The following is a 16660-nucleotide window of genomic DNA, read 5'->3' as shown; positions in this document are numbered from 1 at the left end:
CGCCTGCGCCTCTGTAGATGAGGAACGACCGGGGGAGGTTGGGTGTGAAATGAGTAAGCCCGAGTTGGAGTTCCATGTCCCGGACAGGACATGGCGCGTGCCGGCCGGCGCCGGGCCGGGGGTCGAGGAGCGGGTGTTGGCCGAGGATGCCGGGCGGGGGTCGCGGACCGTGCTCGTGCGGTGGGCGCCGGGGACCGACAGTTCGGCGGGTGGGGTGGTGCGGCACGGCTTCTGGGAGGAGGTCTACCTCGTCGAGGGCTCGCTGTACGACCTGACGCTCGACCGGACCTTCACCGCGGGCATGTACGCGTGCCGCCCGCCCGGCATGCCCCACGGACCGTGGACGTCACCGGACGGCGTCACCATGCTGGTGATCACCTACCCGGAACCCGGCTCGGCCTAGGGTCTGTCCGGCGGATCAGGTCGGCGTCGCGGGGTCTGGCACGCGCTCCCCCAGAGGGGGACCCCAGCCGCGTTGTCGTCGGTTGCCGACTTCCCCGTCGCGTCGCCGCCCTCCCCCGCCTTGCGGCTGCACGCACCAGATCCCGCTCGGCGCGGCCAGGACGCGCCGTTCCTCAAGACCGACCTGATCCGCCGGACAGACCCTGGGCCCGGGCCGGTTACGAGGTCGCGCCGAAGTCCTGGGTCCAGTAGTAGCCCGGCTGGGCCAGGCCGATGCCGATCTCCTTGAAGGCGCAGTTGAGGATGTTCGCCTTGTGGCCGGGGCTGTTCATCCAGCCGTCCATGACGCTCTCGGGGGAGGTGTAGCCGTAGGCGACGTTCTCGCCCGCCGTCCTGAACGCGTAGCCGACGCGGGTGAGGCGGTCGGCCAACGTCGAGCCGTCGGAGCCGGTGTGGGACATGTTCTGGTGGTCGGCCATGTCCTGGCTGTGGTCCTGGGCGGCCTTGGTGAGCTTGGCGTTCTCGGTCAGCGGCGAGCAACCGGCCTTCGCGCGCTCGGCGTTGACGAGCGTCAGCACCTGATCCGGGTCGCTCGGGTCCGCGCTGGCGGCGGCGGGGGTGGGTGTGCTGCTGAAGGCCGTGGCCCTCGGGCGGCTCGACGGCGTGACGGGCGCGTCGGCACTCGGTGTGGCGCTCGGGGTGCTCGACGCCTTGGGCGACGCGCTCGGCGAGGGGCTGGCGGAGGCGCTCGGGCTGCCGGTCGGCGCGGCCGTGGTGGAGGTCGCCGACGCCAGGGCCGTCGCGGATGCGAAAGGCGAAGAGGACGGCTTCGGGGTGGCCACTGGTTCCGACTTCCCGCCCCAGCCCCACCAGCCGAACGAGACGACGCTCCAGCCGCCCAGCCCGTTGCCGCTCGCCTGGGCTGCCGCGAGAATGGCCACGGCACCCACCGTCACCACGGCGGCTATGACACCGGCTGTCTTCCGGCGCTTCGGTTTCTGGCGATGCCTGGGCACGGGTGACCCCCATCAGGTAGTCCGGTGTTCGATGGCAAACGCCATCGCAAAGTGATTCCCTTCCACGGCCCGTCGACGAGCCCGGTCATTATGTGGACCGGCGGGCGCGGTGGGCAACGAACCCCCTCGCCGCGAAAGTGATCACACTCCGTGACGCCCCGCTCCACGCATCCGGATCTCTTCACATCTCCGCGAGCGCCTTCACACCCGCGTGACCAGGCGGAGCGCAACGTTTCGCGACCGCGATCACGACACCGCGCGGTCGGCCGAATTTTCCGGTCCCGGTGGCGGCATCCCGATTCGGCCCCAGAGAGACGCACTTACCACTTATCGACAACGGGGCAATACACACCATGACCGGGCAACTCCGGCGTGACGCACATCACTTCAACCTCGGGTCGCTCCGCGGCGACTAAGAGGCAGATCCACGGAACAGAGCGGCGAGGGGAGCGTGAGCGGTGAAGGCGGGGTCCGGAAGGCCGGGGGCAGGCGTGCGGTCAGAACACGCCCTTGTACCCCTGCCACCCGGTCGCGATCTTCGTACGGGCCCCGAACGACCCCTTGCCGTTACCGGTGTTGCGCCACACCGCGCCCGAGGTGTCCCGGGAGACGATGTCCGCCTTGCCGTCGCCGGTGATGTCACCGACGCCGACGATGACGTTGTACGACGATCCCCAGTTCGCGGCGAGCTTCACCCGCGCCCTGAAGCCGCCGGCGCCGTTGCCGTCGTACCGCCACAGGGTGTTGGCCTTGTCCTGGGCCAGCAGGTCCGGGCGGCCGTCGCCGTTGAAGTCGCCGACGCCCACGATCTTCTTGTACGTCTTCCAGTTGTCGTAGAGCTTCACCCGCGCCGACAGCTTCCCCGCCGACGTCCCCTTGTACAGGTACACCGTGCCGGTCGAAGCCGACCGCGCGATCAGGTCCGGACGCCCGTCTCCGCTCACATCCCCCGGCGACGTCAGCACGTCGTACTGGTTCCAGCCCTTGCCGAGCGAGGTGTGCGGGGTGTCGGTGAGGAAGGCCTGGCCCTGCCAGGTGCGGTACACCCTCAACTCACCGCTGCTGAAGCGGACGAGGACGTCGTTCTGGCGGTCGCCGTTCAGGTCGCCGAAGGGGACCAGGGTCACCGAGGAGGGCCAGCCCGAGGCCGAAATGGCCTTGCCGATGCCGCCCGTCCCGTTGCCCGGTCGGTAGCTGACGACACCGGACGGGCTGAGGGTCATCACGTCGCCGATCCCGTCGGGCGCCCAGGTGTCGTAGTTGATGAAGTCGCGGCGCACGACGGCTCCGTAGGACACGCGCACGGTCTGGGTCACCGTCAGCGCGGGCCCCGAACCGTCGGCGGGCGGCGCCGTCAGCTTGAGGGTGTACGTGCCGTTGGGGACGTATGCGCCCTTGCCGTCGCGCCCGTCCCACCGCACGGCCACATTGCCCGACACCTCGCCGCCGGAGAGCGTACGGACCACCGCGCCCGTGGCCTTGTCGGTGAACGTGGCCTTCCAGGAGGCCGCGGGCTTGGACAGCAGGCCGCGCCACTGCCACCACCAGTCCTGGCCCATCTCGGAGGTCACCTCGGACTCGATCACCCCGAGCGCCTGGGTGGCGGCCCCGCTGGGCACCAGGTGGATCCGCCGGTCCGCGTCGACGTAGGCCACGGGCCCGCCGAACTTGTCCACGGTCCACGTCACCCCGCGCAGGCTCGACCCGCCCGCCGCGAGGTCGCCGATCTTCCGGGTCGTCGCGGTGCCGTCGGCGAAGGAGGTGAGGAGCAGGGCGCCGGCCGCGGTGTCGTGCCGTACGACATAGCCGTCGCCCAGCAGGGCCTCGCCGGAGGGGACGGCGATGTTCTTCTTCGCCGTACGGTCCCACACCCCCGCCTTCGCGGTCGGGCCGCAGGACCAGTAGACCCAACGGCCCACCGCCTGAAGCTCCTTGGGGACGCACGGGGCGCCGGTGGCGACGGTGTCGGTGACCTTGCCGGTCTTCAGGTCCTTCGCGGTGACGACACCGGTGCCCGAGCCCGGCGTCCACAGCCTGGTGCCCCAGACGGAGGCGGCCGTGACCGAGCGGGTGACGATCGGCTGGAGGTCGGAGTGCACGCCGAGGTCGCCGACGTACTGCTTGGCCGGGGAGGTGCCGTTGACGATCGCGTAGCGGCCGGTGACGTCGAGGAGGGATCCGGCGGTCGAGGGCACCCGGAAGAACCCCGCCGAGTCGTTCTGCTGGACGGACTGGACGTACGAGCCGTCGGGGTCGCCGCCGGCGGTGAACGTCACCGCGCGGCCGTCCCCGGTGGCGTACGGGCCCGTGCCACGGTTGTCCCAGCTCTGCCAGGTCGGCGAGCCCGGCGTGCCGTCGGCGGCGATCGGCCGGGTGTAGTAGGCGCCCATGAAACTGGCGTCGGCCTCGTCGGTGGCCAGCGTGCCGTTCCGCAGCGACAGCCGGTCGATCCGCGCTGCCACCGGCGGTACGGCGGTCAGCTCGGTCGGCGCCGGGGCGGCGGCCCCCGTGTCGGTGAACCGGCGCACCGCCCAGTCGCCGGAGTCGGTGCCGCCCACGGCCAGCAGACCGCCGTCCGGCGCGGGGACGAGGGAGGTGTTCGCGTGCCGGAGCAGGGTGACGGGGTCGCCGCCCGTCAGGGGTACGGCCATCAGCCGCTCGCCGGACTTGTCGACCCAGTCCCGCGGACTGGCCGGCACGGAACGGGCCACGACCAGCCAGTTCCCGGCGATGCCCACGGACGGGGTGCCCTCGGTGCCGGGCAGCGTCAGCGCCGTACCGGGGGTGGAGAGGTCGGCGCGGTCCAGGACGTGGGCCGACCAGGCGCCGGACCACCACACCAGCCGGTCCGCGCTCAGCGCGACGCCGGTCGGCACGACGTTCAGGGTCACGTCGCCGGTGACCTTCGCGGTGGCCAGGTCGACCAACAGCAGGTGGTGCATGCCGTTCGGCTGCGCGTAGGCGAGGACGGCGGTGGTGCTGTCGCCGCCCAGGACGGTGAAGTTGGAGGTGATCCCGGTCGGCCAGCCGTCGACCGTGGTGCCTTCGGCGGGTGCACCGTCGCCGTAGAGCCAGAGCACGCGGTCGCCGTCGGCGTCCCGGGCCTGGGTGAGCACATGGGTGCCGAAGGTGGCCCAGTAGGTGCCGTGGGTGAGGGCGACCTCGGTGCTGGTGCCGGCGGCCATGTCCCGGAGGACGACCTTCTCGGTGGGCGAGACGACCTCGGCGACGACGTCGGACGACGAGCCCAGGTAGGCGGGCATCTCCAGGGAGGGCAGGTCGCCCAGTTCGGTCGTCTCGCCGCTGGCGTACGACGTCCACAGGTAGCCGGAACGGCCTTCCTGGGCGTGCAGATAGCCGCTCGGGCCCGCGCTGCGGATCCGGTCGGCGCGCGGGACGTACCGGTCGGACTGGAAGACCTTCTCCGCGGCAAGGGCCGTACCGGAGGCGGCGGCGGGGACGGCGAGCGGGCCGAACCCTGCGGTCACGGCGAGGACCGCCACTGCGGCGGTGACCCCACGGGCGGCGGTACGTCTGGCCAACGTCGGCTCCTGGGCCTCTGGTCGGAACGGAGGCGGGGCAGGGCAGGACGAGAGGCGCGCGCGTCTCAAGAACCGTGGAATGCAGCCGGCCCCCCGGCCGTCCCCCCATGCACAGCTGCACGAGGCTAGCACTGGCTGTCGATCACCCGGCCCGCGCGTCTTACGGAGTCATGACGTGGGGGCGCGGGCACGAGCCACGAGGGCTCCGCGAACCTAGCGTGGCCGTATGCGAGTACTGGTCACCGGCGGTGCCGGGTTCATCGGGTCCCATGTCGTCGAGGCGCTGGCAGCGCGCGGGCACGAGCCGGTCGGGTTCGACCTGCGGGAGGATCCCGGCGCGGACGTACGGGATCCGGAGGCGGTCGGTCGCGCGCTCGCCGGGGTGGACGCGGTGTGCCATCAGGCCGCCAAGGTCGGGCTCGGCAACGGGGTCGCCGACGCGGCGGAGTACGCCTCCCACAACGACGTCGGCACCGCCGTCCTGCTCGCCGCGATGGCGGAGTCGGGTGTACGGCGTCTGGTGCTGGCCGGGTCGATGGTCGTGTACGGCGAGGGGCGCTACGAGTGCCCGCGCCACGGAGTCGTACGGCCCGGCCCCCGTGCCGTCGCCGATCTCGACGCGGGCCGGTTCGAGCCGCCGTGCCCGGTGTGCGGGGCGGAGCTGGCGCCCGGGCTCGTCGGGGAGGACGCCCCGGTCGACCCGCGCAACGTGTACGCGACGACCAAGCTCGCGCAGGAGCACCTGGCCGCGTCCTGGGCCCGCTGCACCGGGGGTTCGGCGGTGTCGCTGCGCTACCACAACGTGTACGGGCCGCGGATGCCGCGCGACACGCCGTACGCCGGGGTCGCCTCGTTCTTCCGGTCCGCGCTGGCGCGCGGCGAGGCGCCTCGGGTGTTCGAGGACGGGGGGCAGCGGCGGGACTTCGTGCATGTACGGGATGTGGCGGGGGCGAATGTGGCTGCGCTGGAGGCTTCGCCGGACCCGGGTGTGCTCGCCGTGTACAACACGGGGAGCGGGGATCCGCACACGGTGGGCGAGATGGCCGTGGCGCTGGCAGCGGCCTGCGGCGGCCCCGCGCCGGTCGTCACGGGCGAGTACCGCCTGGGCGACGTACGCCACATCACGGCGGACTCGTCGCGGCTGCGGGCCGAGTTGGGCTGGAAGCCGGAGGTGGGATTCGCGGACGGGATGCGGGAGTTCGCGACGGCGGGGATGAGGGGGGCCTAGAGCCGGTGGTGCTGCCCGCTTTCATGAAGCGGCCGCGGGCAGCACCACCTCGAACCGGCAGCCGCCCGGGATGTTGCGTACGGTCGCCCGGCCCTGGTGGGCCTCGACGATGCCCCGGACGATCGCGAGGCCGAGTCCCGCTCCCGCGGGGGGAGTTCGGGCGTGGGTGCCGCGCCAGCCGGTGTCGAAGACGCGGGGGAGGTCGTCCTCGGGGATGCCGCCGCAGGCGTCCGTCACCGACAGGACCACCGCGCCGTCGGGGCCGCGCTCGGCGGCGATCGCGACCGTGCCGTCCGCCGGGGTCCGCCGGATCGCGTTGACCAGCAGGTTGCCCAGCACCCGGCTCATCTCCTTGCCGTCGACCTCGACCGGCAGCGCCTCGACCCGGTCGCCGACCAGCCGCACCCCGTACTCGCGGGCCAGCGGGTCGGCGCCCGCGAGCGCGTCGCCCACGAGGTCGTAGAGGGAGATCCGGCTCAGGCTGAGCGGCAACGTGCCCGCGTGGATGCGGGAGAGTTCGAAGAGGTCGCCGACCATGCCGTTCAGCCGATCGACCTCGGTGCGGATCTGGCGCAGATAGCGGGCGGGGTCGGCGGCGACCCCGTCCTCCAGCGCCTCCGACATGGCGCGCAGCCCGGCGAGCGGGGTCCGCAGGTCGTGCGAGATCCAGGCGACCAGCTCGCGCCGGGACGTCTCCAACGCCCGCTCCCGCTCCCGGGATTCGGCGAGCCTGGCGCTGGTGGCGGCCAACTCGCGGCTCAGGGACTCCAGTTCGGCGGTCGCCGGTTCCTCGGGCGCGGAGAAGCTTCCGCCGTCGCCGAACGAGCGGGCCGCGCGGGCGAGTTCACGGCTGCGGGCGACCACCCAGCGGCCCAGCAGCAGCGCGGTGGCCAGCGAGACCACGGCCGCCATGGCGACGACCGTGGTGACGACGGTCAGATCGTGCGGGGACAGGAACATCGCCCACGCCACGGCGAGCGTGCCCGCGAGCATCGCGACGACCCCGACCGCCGCGACCACCGCGAGGGACGCGGTCAGCGAGCGGCGGCGGATCACGCGCAGTACGGCGGCCCCGGCCAGCCCGCTGGCGGCGGCGCCGACGAAGGCGTAGACCGCGATGAGGAAGGTGTCCCCCACGGCTCACTCACCTCCCGGTTCGAAGCGGTAGCCCACGCCCCACACGGTCTGGATGAGCCGGGGCCGGGCCGGGTCGTCCTCGACCTTGCCGCGCAGCCGGCGGATGTGGACCGTGACGGTGGACAGGTCGCCGAAGTCCCAGCCCCACACCTCGCGCATGAGGTCCTCGCGCCCGAACGCCCGCCCAGGGTGCCGCAGGAAGAACGAGAGCAGGTCGAACTCCCGGAGGGTGAGGGCGAGTTCGGTGCCGTCCTTGGTGGCCCGGCGGGCCGCCGGGTCGACCGTCAGACCGGCCGCGCCCAGCCGCTCCCCGCCGGTGGCGGGCCTGCTGCGGCGCAGCACCGACTCCACGCGCAGCACCAGCTCGCGCGGGCTGAACGGCTTGGTGACGTAGTCGTCGGCGCCGACCTCCAGGCCCAGGATGCGGTCGTCCTCGTCGCCGCGGGCGGTGAGCATGATCACCGGGACCGGCCCGTGCCCGCGCATCCGGCGGCACACCTCCAGGCCGTCCATGCCGGGCAGCATCAGGTCGAGGACGACCAGGTCCGGCCAGTGGGCGGCGGCCCGGGTGAGGGCGGTCGGACCGTCGTCGGCGCGGTCGACGACGTACCCCGCGCGGTCCAGGTACCCGGCGACGACCTCGGCGACGGTCGGATCGTCGTCGACGACCAGGATCCGGGGGGAACCGCCTTCGGTGCTCGGCATCCGGGAGGGACCACTCTCGGCGTCCGGGATCCGGGAGGGGCCGCCTTCGGTGCTCGGCATCCGGGAGGGACCACCCTCGGTGTCCGGGATCCGGGAGGGGCCGCCTTCGGCGTTCGGCTGCTGCATGTCTCCAGCCTGGCACCGGAGACCCTCCGCCGCCCTGCCCGGACCCCTCCCCCGCCCCTGACGTCCGCGTTTCGTAAGGAACGGAAGTCCGCTATGCCCGATTCGCGTTCGTAGGGTGAAACCGTGACGACGACACCTTCCGACGTCGACGTGGTGCTGCCCTGTCTGGACGAGGCCGAGGCCCTGCCCTGGGTCCTGAGCCGGATCCCGCCGGGCTGGCGCGCCCTCGTCGTCGACAACGGCTCCACCGACGGCTCCGACCAGGTCGCCCGCGCGCTCGGCGCGACGGTCGTGCACGAACCGCGCCGGGGCTTCGGCGCCGCCTGCCACGCCGGGCTGACGGCGGCCACCGCCGAGGTCGTGTGCTTCTGCGACTGCGACGCCTCCCTGGACCCGGCGCTCCTGGTCCCCTTCGTCCGCGAGATCCACGACGGCGAAGCCGACCTGGTACTCGGCCGCCGGCGCCCGCAAGGCCGTGGCACCTGGCCCGCGCACGCCCGCGCCGGCAACCTCGCCCTCGCCCGGATGCTGCGCCGCCGCACCGGCCTGCGCCTGCACGACCTCGGCCCGCTGCGCGCCGCCCGCCGCGAGCGGCTGCTCGCCCTCGGCCTCACCGACCGGCGCAGCGGCTACCCGCTCCAGATGGTCGTCCGCGCGGCCGACGCCGGCTGGCGGATCGCCGAGCACGACGTGCCGTACCTGCCCCGCACCGGGGCCTCGAAGGTGACGGGCACCTGGCGCGGCACCTGGCAGGCGGTCCGCGACATGAGCCGCGTTCTGGCGGAAGGGACGGCCACCCGATGACCACGCTCCTGGTGATCGCCAAGGAACCCCGCCCGGGCCGGGTCAAGACCCGCCTCACCCCGCCGTTCACCCCCGAGGAGGCCGCGTCCCTGGCGGAGGCGTCCCTCAGGGACACCCTGGAGACGGTCGCCGCGACCCCGGCCACCCGCCGGGTCCTGGTCCTGGAAGGCGAGCCGGGCCCCTGGCTGCCGCCCGGCTTCGAGGTCGTACGCCAGTGCGGAGGCGGCCTGGACGAGCGCCTGGCGCACGCCTTCGCGGGGTGCACCGGCCCGACCCTGCTGATCGGCATGGACACCCCCCAAGTGACACCGGCGCTCCTGACAACAGACTTCACAGCCACCGACGCGTACTTCGGCCCGGCGGAGGACGGCGGCTTCTGGGCGTTGGGCCTGGCAACCCCGGACCCGACTCTGCTGAGGGGCGTACCGATGTCGACACCGGTGACGGGAGCGGTACAGCGCCAACGACTGGTCGCAGCGGGCCTACGAGTACGAGACCTACCGCACCTCCGGGACGTGGACACGGCAGCGGACGCGGAGGCAGTGGCACGCTTCGTACCGCAAGGTCACTTCGCGACGAGGTTGGCATCTTTTAGGGGCGCGGGGAACTGCGCGACCAGCCCCCACCGGGCCGCAGCCACATGACAACCGCCGACCCCTACACCACAGCCCTCCGCACCGGAAGAGGCCCCCTCTACCTCCGCCGAACAGACGGCTGGCTCCTCCCCCTGGAGGTGGAACGCTGGTGCGCCAAGCCGGACGAGGTGGACCAAGCAGTACTGGACCACTGCGAGGGCACGGTCCTGGACATCGGCTGCGGCCCGGGAAGACTCACCGCGGAACTCTCCACCCGCGGCCACCAGACCCTCGGCATCGACATCAACGAAACCGCCGTCACCCGCACCACCCAACTCGGCGCGATCGCCCTCCACCGCTCCGTCTTCGACAACCTCCCCGGCGAGGGCCGCTGGGACACGGTCCTCCTGATGGACGGCAACGTGGGCATCGGCGGCGACCCGAGCGCCCTGCTCCACAGAACGGCCGAACTCCTCCACCCCGGCGGCCTGTTGCTCGCCGAGACCGCCCCCGTGGACATCGACGAACGCGTCCACGTCCACCTCGCCGACGCCCACACGGCCACCGGCACCCCCTTCCCCTGGGCGCGCCTCGGCACGGAGGCCCTGCTCCGGTACGCCCAGGGATGGGAGACGGAAACTCAGTGGACCGCCGGAGGCCGCCGCTTCGTCGCCCTGCGCAACCGCAGCCACCGCACCCGCAGCACCAGCACCAGTGCCGAGCCCCCGAACAACAGGGCCGTGATCAGCAGCCAGCGAGCCGCGAACCCGTCCGCCGACAGCCCCGCCGCGGACCGGTAACGCCGGTCCACCGCCCCGCTGATCAGCGGGAACCACACGAGAAGCAGCAGCCCGGAGAGCGCCGTCGGCACCCGCACGTACGGCGCCCACTCCCGACGCGCCCCGAGCCCCCGTACGAGCGCCCGGTCCGCCGCCGCGTACACCGGCAGCAGCACGAGGTCGTGCAGCAGGGCCGCGCCCACGAACCACAGCGCGACACCGAACCAGTCGCGGGAGAGCAGCCGTAGACCCGCGTAGGCGGCGAGGGTGAACGAGCAGACGAGCAACAGGAGTTGAAGGGGGCTGCCGACACGCATCCGCATCACAGGTCTCCGAAGGTCAGTCGGGCCACCCACTTGGTGTTGAGCACTCCGGGCGCGGCGGGGACGATGATCCGGGCCGGGTGGCCGTGATCGGGGGACAGTTCCTCGCCGTTGACGTACAGGGCGAGCAGGGAGCGCGGGTCGGCGACCTGGTTGGCGCGCAGGGCGGCCTTGCGGAACGACCCGTGCCGTTGGAGGGACTCGACGAAGACGTCCGGCAGGTCGTCGTGCTGCCCGTACCCGACGAGCGCGGCGAGGTCCCGCAGTCGTACCCCTCGCCACCACTGGTCGGAGGTCGACCACCCCTCTACGCAGGCGATGGGCAACGCCGAGCTGTGGAGCGGGAGTTGGAGCAGGTCGGCGCGGCTCAGCCGGACCGTCCCCGTCCGTCCCGTCACCACGAGCCGCCACGCCTCCTCGCCCGTCTCGGCCGGATCGATCCCGGCGTACGCGGCGGTCTTGTTGATCTGGAAACCGTTCGGGCCGGTGCCGGGCTCGGCGCCGCCGTGCGGGGCGAGCAGGGCCGTACGCCTCAGCGGTCCGTCGAAGCTCCGCCCGGCCGTCGTAGCGAAGAGCAGCAGCGAGCCGCCGCCGACGAACCACAGGGCGCCGCGCCGGGAGACCGTGGGCGGGTCGGGGCGCGGGGCGGTCAACTCGCCTTCCCCGTCTTTGAGTTGCCGCAGGTTGCGCAGGGCCGCGGGCGTCTTCAGCAGCGCGTGCACGACGAACGCGGCGAAGAACACCCACGCGCCGTAGAAGTGCAGCCGGTAGAAGGAGCCCGGGAAGACGTAGTCCAGCTGGACGTTGAGCACCCCGGTCACGAACTCGAAGAGCGCGCCGCCCACCAGGAGCAGCAGCGAGACGCGTTCCAGGGCGTGGGCGAGGGAGCGGGCCGGGGGCAGCGCGAACAGCCTCGGGATCACGGACCACAGCTTGGCGAGCAGGACCGGGATCAGGGTGATGCCGAGGGTGACATGGACGCCCTGGGTGAGCCGGTACAGCCAGTGCGGGTCGGTCGGCCAGGCGAAGAGGTAGAAGCCGAGGATCCCCTTGTCGGGGGTCTTGTCGTTCACCGGCGACAGATCCGGGTTGTAGGCGGCGTAGGAGACCAGGCCCGTCACGAAGAGGACCGTGATGCCGACGAGCAGGACGAGCCCGAGGACGGAGGTGAACCAGGGGCCGCGCAGCGGGCTGCGCCAGAAGGCGGGTGAGGAAGGAGACCGGCTCATGGCCCGAACGTAGGCCGCGAAAGCCCCAAGAAAGGGTGCGCGACCCATGACGAAACGCTGACGTCCGGCCCTGATCAGGGTCCGCGCCCGCCGTGTCGGCCTAGCGTTCCCGGCGTGAACCGCTCCCTCCGCCGTGATCTGTACGCCGTCGGCGCCGCCGTACTCCTGGTGACCGCCGCCGTACTGGTCGGCCGCCCGATCCAGGACAAGGTGCTCGCCGGCTGGCCCCCGCTGCTCGCCTCCTGGGACCCGCACGTGGGTCCCGGCACCCCGGCCGCCGTCCTGGTGGCGGCCGCGACCGTGGCGTACGGCCCCGCCCTCGCCGCCCGCCTCCCCTGGCGGGCGCTGCTGCCCCTGGCCTGGGGCACGGCCACGGCGTGGATCTTCTCCCTCGCCCTCGTCGACGGCTGGCACCGGGGCGTCGCCCGCCGGCTCACCACCCGCTATGAGTACCTCCAGGTCATCGACCGCTTCCACGACATCCCGGCCACGCTGCGGACGTTCACCGGGCACATCCTGATCGGCTCCCCCGACAACTGGCCTCCCCATGTCGCCGGGCATCCGCCCGCGGCCACGCTCACCTTCGTCCTGCTCGACCGGATCGGGCTGCGGGGCGGGGGCTGGGCCGGGGTGTGGTGCATCTGCGTCGGGGCGACGGCCTGTGTGGCGGTGCTGGTCACGCTCCGCGCGCTGGCCGACGAGCGGCTCGCGCGCCGGGCGGCCCCCTTCCTCGTCCTGGCCCCGGCCGCGGTGTGGATGGGCACGTCGGCGGACGCGTACTTCGCGGCGGTGGCGGCGTGGGCGGTGGCGCTGCTGGCACTGGCGGTCACGGGACGGTCCCTGTGGTGGGCGGGGGCGTCCGGCCTGCTCTCCGGCCTCACCTGCTATCTCTCCTACGGCCTGACGCTCATCGCCCTCGTCGCGGCGGCGGTGCTGCTGCTCGGGCGTCGCGGGGTACGGGAGCGGCCGGTCCTCTTGGTGCCGCTGCTCGCCGGCCTGGCCGTGGTCCCGGCGGTGTTCACGCTCGCCGGGTTCGACTGGTGGGAGGCGTACCGGCTCCTGGTCACCCGCTACCACCAGGGCGCGGGCGGCACCCGCCCCTACGGCTACTGGGTCTGGGCCAACCTGGCGTGCACGGTGTGCATCACGGGGTTGGCGACGGTGGCGGGGGTGCGGCGGGTGGGAGGGGGGTTGTGGGGGGCCGGGGTGGGGGCGCGTGGGGCTGGTGCGGGGCCGCGTGGAGTCGGCGCGGGGGCGCGTGAGGTTGGTGGGCGGCTGCGGCGGGGCGGGGCCGGGGTGTTCCGGGGCCTGAGTTCGGGCCCCGAGGTGCGGCTCTGCGTGCTTGTGGCCGCCGCACTTCTCGCGTTGCTGGTCGCCGACCTGTCCGGTATGAGCAAGGCGGAGACGGAACGCATCTGGCTGCCCTTCGCGGTGTGGCTGCTGCCCGCGTGCGCGCTCCTGGGCGGCGCCCGGGCCTGGCTCGCCGCCCAGGCGGTGCTCGCGCTGCTCCTCAACCACCTGCTGCTGACCGTGTGGTGACGGAGGCTCACCCCCAGGGGTGCTTGCTGTCGACCGGGGTCAGGGACGAGCGGGTCTGGATCTTCGACGTGGCGAAGGCGTAGGTGTTCAGCGCTGCCCTGCTCGGGATCCGGCGGTAGCCGTACCAGGCGTCCCAGATGTACGTCGGTGAGTCGCCGCTCGTTCTGGCCAGGTGCGCGTCGGCCAGTTCACGGGCCTCGGTCCAGCCGCACTTGCCGAAGATGTCGCCGTCGATCGCGGCGACGCCGTTCCAGTCAGCCCAGAGGTTGAAGTAGACGGTCTGGTCGGGGACGTAGTACAGCCGGCTGCCGGGGCCGACCAGGTACACCCGGTCCTCGCCGGGCATGCTGAACCGCTGTCCCGGCGCGGGGCAGTTGGCGGCGGCCGGGGACGGGGTGGGGGTGGGGCTCGGGTCGGGGGCGGCCGGGCGGGTGCCGTCCGTCGGCGCGGGCAGGAGGGACGGTCCCGTGGTCCGCGGTGCGGCCGCGCGCTCGCAGTTCGGCCAGTCGTCGAAGTTCTGCGCGCGGCTCCACAGGCGGTGCGCGGCCTGGATGTTCCACTCCGGGTCCAGGGCGTCCAGCGGGGTGCCGTCGAGGCTGCGCAGCGTGGCGTCGGAGATCTGGAAGACGCCCCAGTTCCGGGTGCCGTCGGTGTTGGGCAGGATGTGCAGCGGGTCGAGGAAGGACTGGCAGTCGGCGATCGCGACGGCGAGGTCGGGGGTCTCGGTGAAGACCTCGCGGATGCGCCGGCGGACCTGGTCCTGCGACCAGGTGTCCATACGGATCTTCGGTGCGTAGAGGGCCTTCTTCGTCTGCTCGCCGACGGTGCCGGTGACGGGGATGCGGGACAGCACCTGGAAGGCGGTCACCCGACGCAGGGTCTCCGGCCCGAACTCGCCGTCCACGCCGAGCTTGGCCCCCGCCTTCGCCAACAGCCGCTGCACCTCCCGTACGCAGGAACCGCGCTGCCCGATGGAGACGGTCCCCTTGCACGCCCCACCCAACAACGGCCGCGCGGCGCCTCCGGCGGACCCGCCACCAGCCGTGATCCCCCACGCGGAGGCCCCCAAGGTCAACACAAGCAGAACAACAACAAGAACGGAGGACCGCCTGCGGTGCCAGGGGGGACGGAGGGGCGGGGCGGCCGGGGCGGGGGCGGGGGTGGAGGGGGCGGCCGCGGTCGGACCGGGGGCCGGGCCCGGGACGGAGGGGGATACGGCCGCGGCCGGGCCGAAGGCCGAGCCGGGGACGGCGGGAGAGACGGCCGCGGCCGGATCCGAGACTTGGCCGGAGGCGGACGAGGGTACGGCCGCGGTCGGATCCGAGACTTGGCCGAGGACGGACAGGGGTACGGCCGCGCTCGGGGCTGGGCCGGGGACGGACGGGGATACGGCCGCAGTCGGATCCGAGGCCGAGCCAGGGGCGGACGAGGGTACGGCCGCGATCGGATCCGAGACTTGGCCGAGGACGGACGGGGATACGGCCGCAATCGGGTCCGAGGCCGAGCCAGGGGCGGACGGGAATACGGCCGCAATCGGGTCCGGGGCTGGGCCGAGGACGGACGGGGATACAGCCGCGCTCGGGGCTAGGCCGAGGACGGGCGGGGATGCGGGCGCGGTCGGATCCGAGGCCGAACCGGGGACGGGCGGGAATGCGGGCGCGCTCGGATCCGAGGCCGAACCGGGGACGGGCGGGAATGCGGGCGCGCTCGGATCCGAGGCTGGGCCGGGGGCGGATATGGCACCGGCAGCCAGACCGGGGGCCGGTTCGGATATCGGGGCCAGACCGGAGTCCGGAACGGGCGACGCCGTCGGCCCCGCGACCGAGGGCGAGTGCGAGGCGGGCGAAGCCGTCGGGCCTAGGACCGGTCCCGTGGCGGAGGCGGAAGCGGAGGCAGCGGCGGCAGCAGCAGCAGCAGTCGGAGCCGAACCCGAAGCCGGATCAGCCTCCGAAGCCACACCCGCTCCTCGGCCCCCGCCCTGCCCGACGCCGTAGCCGAAGCCGGGGCCGACGCCTCCACCGACGCCATAGCCGACGTCCGGACCAACACCGAGCCCGACACCCGAGTCGCCGCCTCCACCAACACGTTGGCCGACACCTCCGGCCGCACCCGAGTCGCCGCCTCCACCAACGCCTTGGCCGACACCTCCGCCCACGCCCGAATTGGCACCTCCACCAGCGCCCGGGCCGACACCCCCGCCCACGCCCGAATTGGCACCTCCACCAGCGCCCGGGCCGACACCCCCGCCCACGCCCGGATTGACGCTTCCGCCAACACCTTGGCCGACACCCCCGCCCCCGCCCGGGCCCACACCCCCGCCCACGCCGGACTCGGCGCCCCCGCCGACCCCCCGCTCGTCGCCCCGGCCTCCCCTCACCGGTTCTCGGGCCGCGTCCGCCAGGGCCCACAGGCGGTGTAATCGGCGGAGTTCTTCCGGGGAGGCTCCGCAGGATTTCGCGAAGCGGTGGGCCGGGCCGTAGTCCTGGGGGACGTACGAGCCGGAGCAGTACCGGTGCAGGCTGGAGCTGCTGATCGCGGTCTGCCGGGCCAGCGCCCCGTAGCTGAGACCGGCCCTCTCCTTGAGCGCCCGCAGACAGGCCGCGAACGCCTCGAACTCCACGGGCTGCGCTCCCATGGCCGCCTTCCGCCGTCGCCGTGTCCCACCGGTGTCCCAGCGGTGTCCCAGCGGGCCTACAGAAATACAAGGTCATCACCCGTTACGGCGTCCCAGCATCCCACCGGACGCCGATCCGTTGCCAGGCGCCGGCGCACCCTGCCAGCGTCGGCGCCGCAACGAACCACCGACCACACGATCCACAAGGGGAAACATGTTCATCCGCTCCCGTGCCGCCGGCATGCTGGCCACCGTCGTCCTGACCGCGGGCGGTCTCACCGCCGTCACCACCGCCACCGCCAACGCCGCGGCCGAGTCCTGTTACGGCAGCGCCAAGAGCTACAGCACGGACTCCTACAACAGCTGGCCCAAGGCCCCGTCCTACGCCACCACCACCTCCAACTGCGCCGACATCAACGTGAAGCCGAGCAGCGGCACCTACGTGCAGACCTGCTTCGCGCCCACGAGCGGCGACAACTACTGCAACTCGATGCGCTGGATCGCCGCCGGGACGTGGGGCCTCGCGGCCACCGACGTCAAGGACGGCACCAAGTTCTACCTGCAGTTCGACCGGGCGGGCAGCGGCACCACCGCCTACTGAGCGGAACGCCGACGCGGGCGGCCGGGGTCGTTCTCGGGGG

General features: G+C 73.0%; 15 protein-coding genes and 2 pseudogenes. 9 read left to right on the top strand and 8 right to left on the bottom strand.

Annotated features, from left to right (window positions below; translation table 11 throughout):
• Positions 1-49 precede the first annotated feature (49 nt).
• Positions 50-403 (top strand): cupin domain-containing protein, encoded by a 354-nt coding sequence (locus tag ABZ896_RS07040; protein ID WP_360923111.1) that lies wholly within the window; start codon positions 50-52, stop codon positions 401-403.
• 217 nt (positions 404-620) lie between these two features.
• Here the strand turns inward: ABZ896_RS07040 and ABZ896_RS07035 are convergent, their stop codons facing one another.
• On the bottom strand, positions 621-980 hold the full coding sequence (locus tag ABZ896_RS07035) for a CAP domain-containing protein (RefSeq protein ID WP_360923108.1): 360 nt from the start codon (positions 978-980) through the stop codon (positions 621-623).
• A gap of 46 nt (positions 981-1026) precedes the next feature.
• On the opposite strand from ABZ896_RS07035, the gene ABZ896_RS07030 reads away from it, so the two are divergent.
• The gene (locus ABZ896_RS07030; protein ID WP_360923105.1) at positions 1027-1473 is read left to right on the top strand and encodes a hypothetical protein; all 447 of its coding nucleotides are present in this window, start codon (positions 1027-1029) and stop codon (positions 1471-1473) included.
• A gap of 442 nt (positions 1474-1915) precedes the next feature.
• Here ABZ896_RS07030 and ABZ896_RS07025 read toward each other — a convergent pair whose 3' ends face one another.
• Positions 1916-4960, bottom strand: coding sequence for an FG-GAP-like repeat-containing protein (locus ABZ896_RS07025; protein ID WP_360923102.1), 3045 nt, complete (start codon positions 4958-4960; stop codon positions 1916-1918).
• 226 nt (positions 4961-5186) lie between these two features.
• On the opposite strand from ABZ896_RS07025, the gene ABZ896_RS07020 reads away from it, so the two are divergent.
• Positions 5187-6188, top strand: a complete 1002-nt coding sequence (locus tag ABZ896_RS07020; RefSeq protein ID WP_360923099.1) for an NAD-dependent epimerase/dehydratase family protein — start codon at positions 5187-5189, stop codon at positions 6186-6188.
• A 21-nt stretch (positions 6189-6209) separates the two neighbouring features.
• Here the strand turns inward: ABZ896_RS07020 and ABZ896_RS07015 are convergent, their stop codons facing one another.
• Positions 6210-7325: a HAMP domain-containing sensor histidine kinase gene (locus tag ABZ896_RS07015; protein ID WP_360923098.1), complete on the bottom strand. Its 1116-nt coding sequence runs from the start codon at positions 7323-7325 to the stop codon at positions 6210-6212.
• A gap of 3 nt (positions 7326-7328) precedes the next feature.
• Entirely contained in the window at positions 7329-8030 is a 702-nt protein-coding gene (locus ABZ896_RS07010; protein ID WP_360923190.1) for a response regulator transcription factor, read from the bottom strand.
• A 249-nt stretch (positions 8031-8279) separates the two neighbouring features.
• On the opposite strand from ABZ896_RS07010, the gene ABZ896_RS07005 reads away from it, so the two are divergent.
• From ABZ896_RS07005 to ABZ896_RS06995, 3 genes and pseudogenes are all read left to right on the top strand, one after another.
• The gene (locus tag ABZ896_RS07005) at positions 8280-8960 is read left to right on the top strand and encodes a glycosyltransferase family 2 protein (RefSeq protein WP_360923095.1); all 681 of its coding nucleotides are present in this window, start codon (positions 8280-8282) and stop codon (positions 8958-8960) included.
• On the top strand, positions 8957-9604 hold the full coding sequence (locus ABZ896_RS07000; RefSeq protein WP_360923092.1) for a TIGR04282 family arsenosugar biosynthesis glycosyltransferase: 648 nt from the start codon (positions 8957-8959) through the stop codon (positions 9602-9604). Before ABZ896_RS07005 ends, ABZ896_RS07000 begins: the two co-directional genes overlap by 4 nt.
• A pseudogene (locus ABZ896_RS06995) lies at positions 9601-10044 on the top strand (methyltransferase domain-containing protein); the annotation flags it as partial. The gene ABZ896_RS07000 and the pseudogene ABZ896_RS06995, both read left to right, overlap by 4 nt.
• A 131-nt stretch (positions 10045-10175) precedes the next feature.
• Here ABZ896_RS06995 and ABZ896_RS06990 read toward each other — a convergent pair.
• Positions 10176-10637 (bottom strand): hypothetical protein, encoded by a 462-nt coding sequence (locus ABZ896_RS06990; protein WP_360923090.1) that lies wholly within the window; start codon positions 10635-10637, stop codon positions 10176-10178.
• Positions 10637-11866 (bottom strand): molybdopterin-dependent oxidoreductase, encoded by a 1230-nt coding sequence (locus ABZ896_RS06985; protein ID WP_360923087.1) that lies wholly within the window; start codon positions 11864-11866, stop codon positions 10637-10639. Before ABZ896_RS06985 ends, ABZ896_RS06990 begins: the two co-directional genes overlap by 1 nt.
• 114 nt (positions 11867-11980) lie before the next feature.
• Here ABZ896_RS06985 and ABZ896_RS06980 point away from each other — a divergent pair, with 114 nt between their 5' ends.
• Positions 11981-13405, top strand: a complete 1425-nt coding sequence (locus ABZ896_RS06980) for a hypothetical protein (RefSeq protein ID WP_360923085.1) — start codon at positions 11981-11983, stop codon at positions 13403-13405.
• A 7-nt stretch (positions 13406-13412) separates the two neighbouring features.
• Here the strand turns inward: ABZ896_RS06980 and ABZ896_RS06975 are convergent, their stop codons facing one another.
• Positions 13413-14483, bottom strand: a complete 1071-nt coding sequence (locus tag ABZ896_RS06975) for a peptidoglycan-binding protein (RefSeq protein WP_360923187.1) — start codon at positions 14481-14483, stop codon at positions 13413-13415.
• A 1008-nt stretch (positions 14484-15491) separates the two neighbouring features.
• Here ABZ896_RS06975 and ABZ896_RS06970 point away from each other — a divergent pair.
• Entirely contained in the window at positions 15492-15824 is a 333-nt protein-coding gene (locus ABZ896_RS06970; RefSeq protein ID WP_360923193.1) for a hypothetical protein, read from the top strand.
• Positions 15825-15833: 9 nt separating this feature from the next.
• Here the strand turns inward: ABZ896_RS06970 and ABZ896_RS06965 are convergent.
• Positions 15834-16040 (bottom strand): annotated as a pseudogene (locus tag ABZ896_RS06965) (helix-turn-helix transcriptional regulator); the annotation flags it as partial.
• A gap of 193 nt (positions 16041-16233) precedes the next feature.
• On the opposite strand from ABZ896_RS06965, the gene ABZ896_RS06960 reads away from it, so the two are divergent.
• Positions 16234-16620, top strand: coding sequence for a hypothetical protein (locus ABZ896_RS06960; RefSeq protein WP_360923083.1), 387 nt, complete (start codon positions 16234-16236; stop codon positions 16618-16620).
• Positions 16621-16660: the final 40 nt, after the last annotated feature.

Source organism: Streptomyces sp. NPDC047072, from assembly GCF_040643855.1.
Taxonomy (GTDB): Bacteria; Actinomycetota; Actinomycetes; order Streptomycetales; family Streptomycetaceae; genus Streptomyces.
Note: the sequence above shows the minus strand (reverse complement) of the source record. Positions and strands in the feature narration are given on the sequence as shown.

Excerpts from the sequence above, each read along its gene's own strand:
- ABZ896_RS07040 (WP_360923111.1), top strand. The coding sequence starts at position 50 with ATGAGTAAGCCCGAGTTGGAGTTCCATGTCCCGGACAGGACATGGCGC.
- ABZ896_RS07020 (WP_360923099.1), top strand. The coding sequence starts at position 5,187 with ATGCGAGTACTGGTCACCGGCGGTGCCGGGTTCATCGGGTCCCATGTC.
- ABZ896_RS07010 (WP_360923190.1), bottom strand. The coding sequence starts at position 8,030 with ATGCCGAGCACCGAAGGCGGTTCCCCCCGGATCCTGGTCGTCGACGAC.
- ABZ896_RS07000 (WP_360923092.1), top strand. The coding sequence starts at position 8,957 with ATGACCACGCTCCTGGTGATCGCCAAGGAACCCCGCCCGGGCCGGGTC.
- ABZ896_RS06990 (WP_360923090.1), bottom strand. The coding sequence starts at position 10,637 with ATGCGGATGCGTGTCGGCAGCCCCCTTCAACTCCTGTTGCTCGTCTGC.
- ABZ896_RS06985 (WP_360923087.1), bottom strand. The coding sequence starts at position 11,866 with ATGAGCCGGTCTCCTTCCTCACCCGCCTTCTGGCGCAGCCCGCTGCGC.
- ABZ896_RS06960 (WP_360923083.1), top strand. The coding sequence starts at position 16,234 with ATGTTCATCCGCTCCCGTGCCGCCGGCATGCTGGCCACCGTCGTCCTG.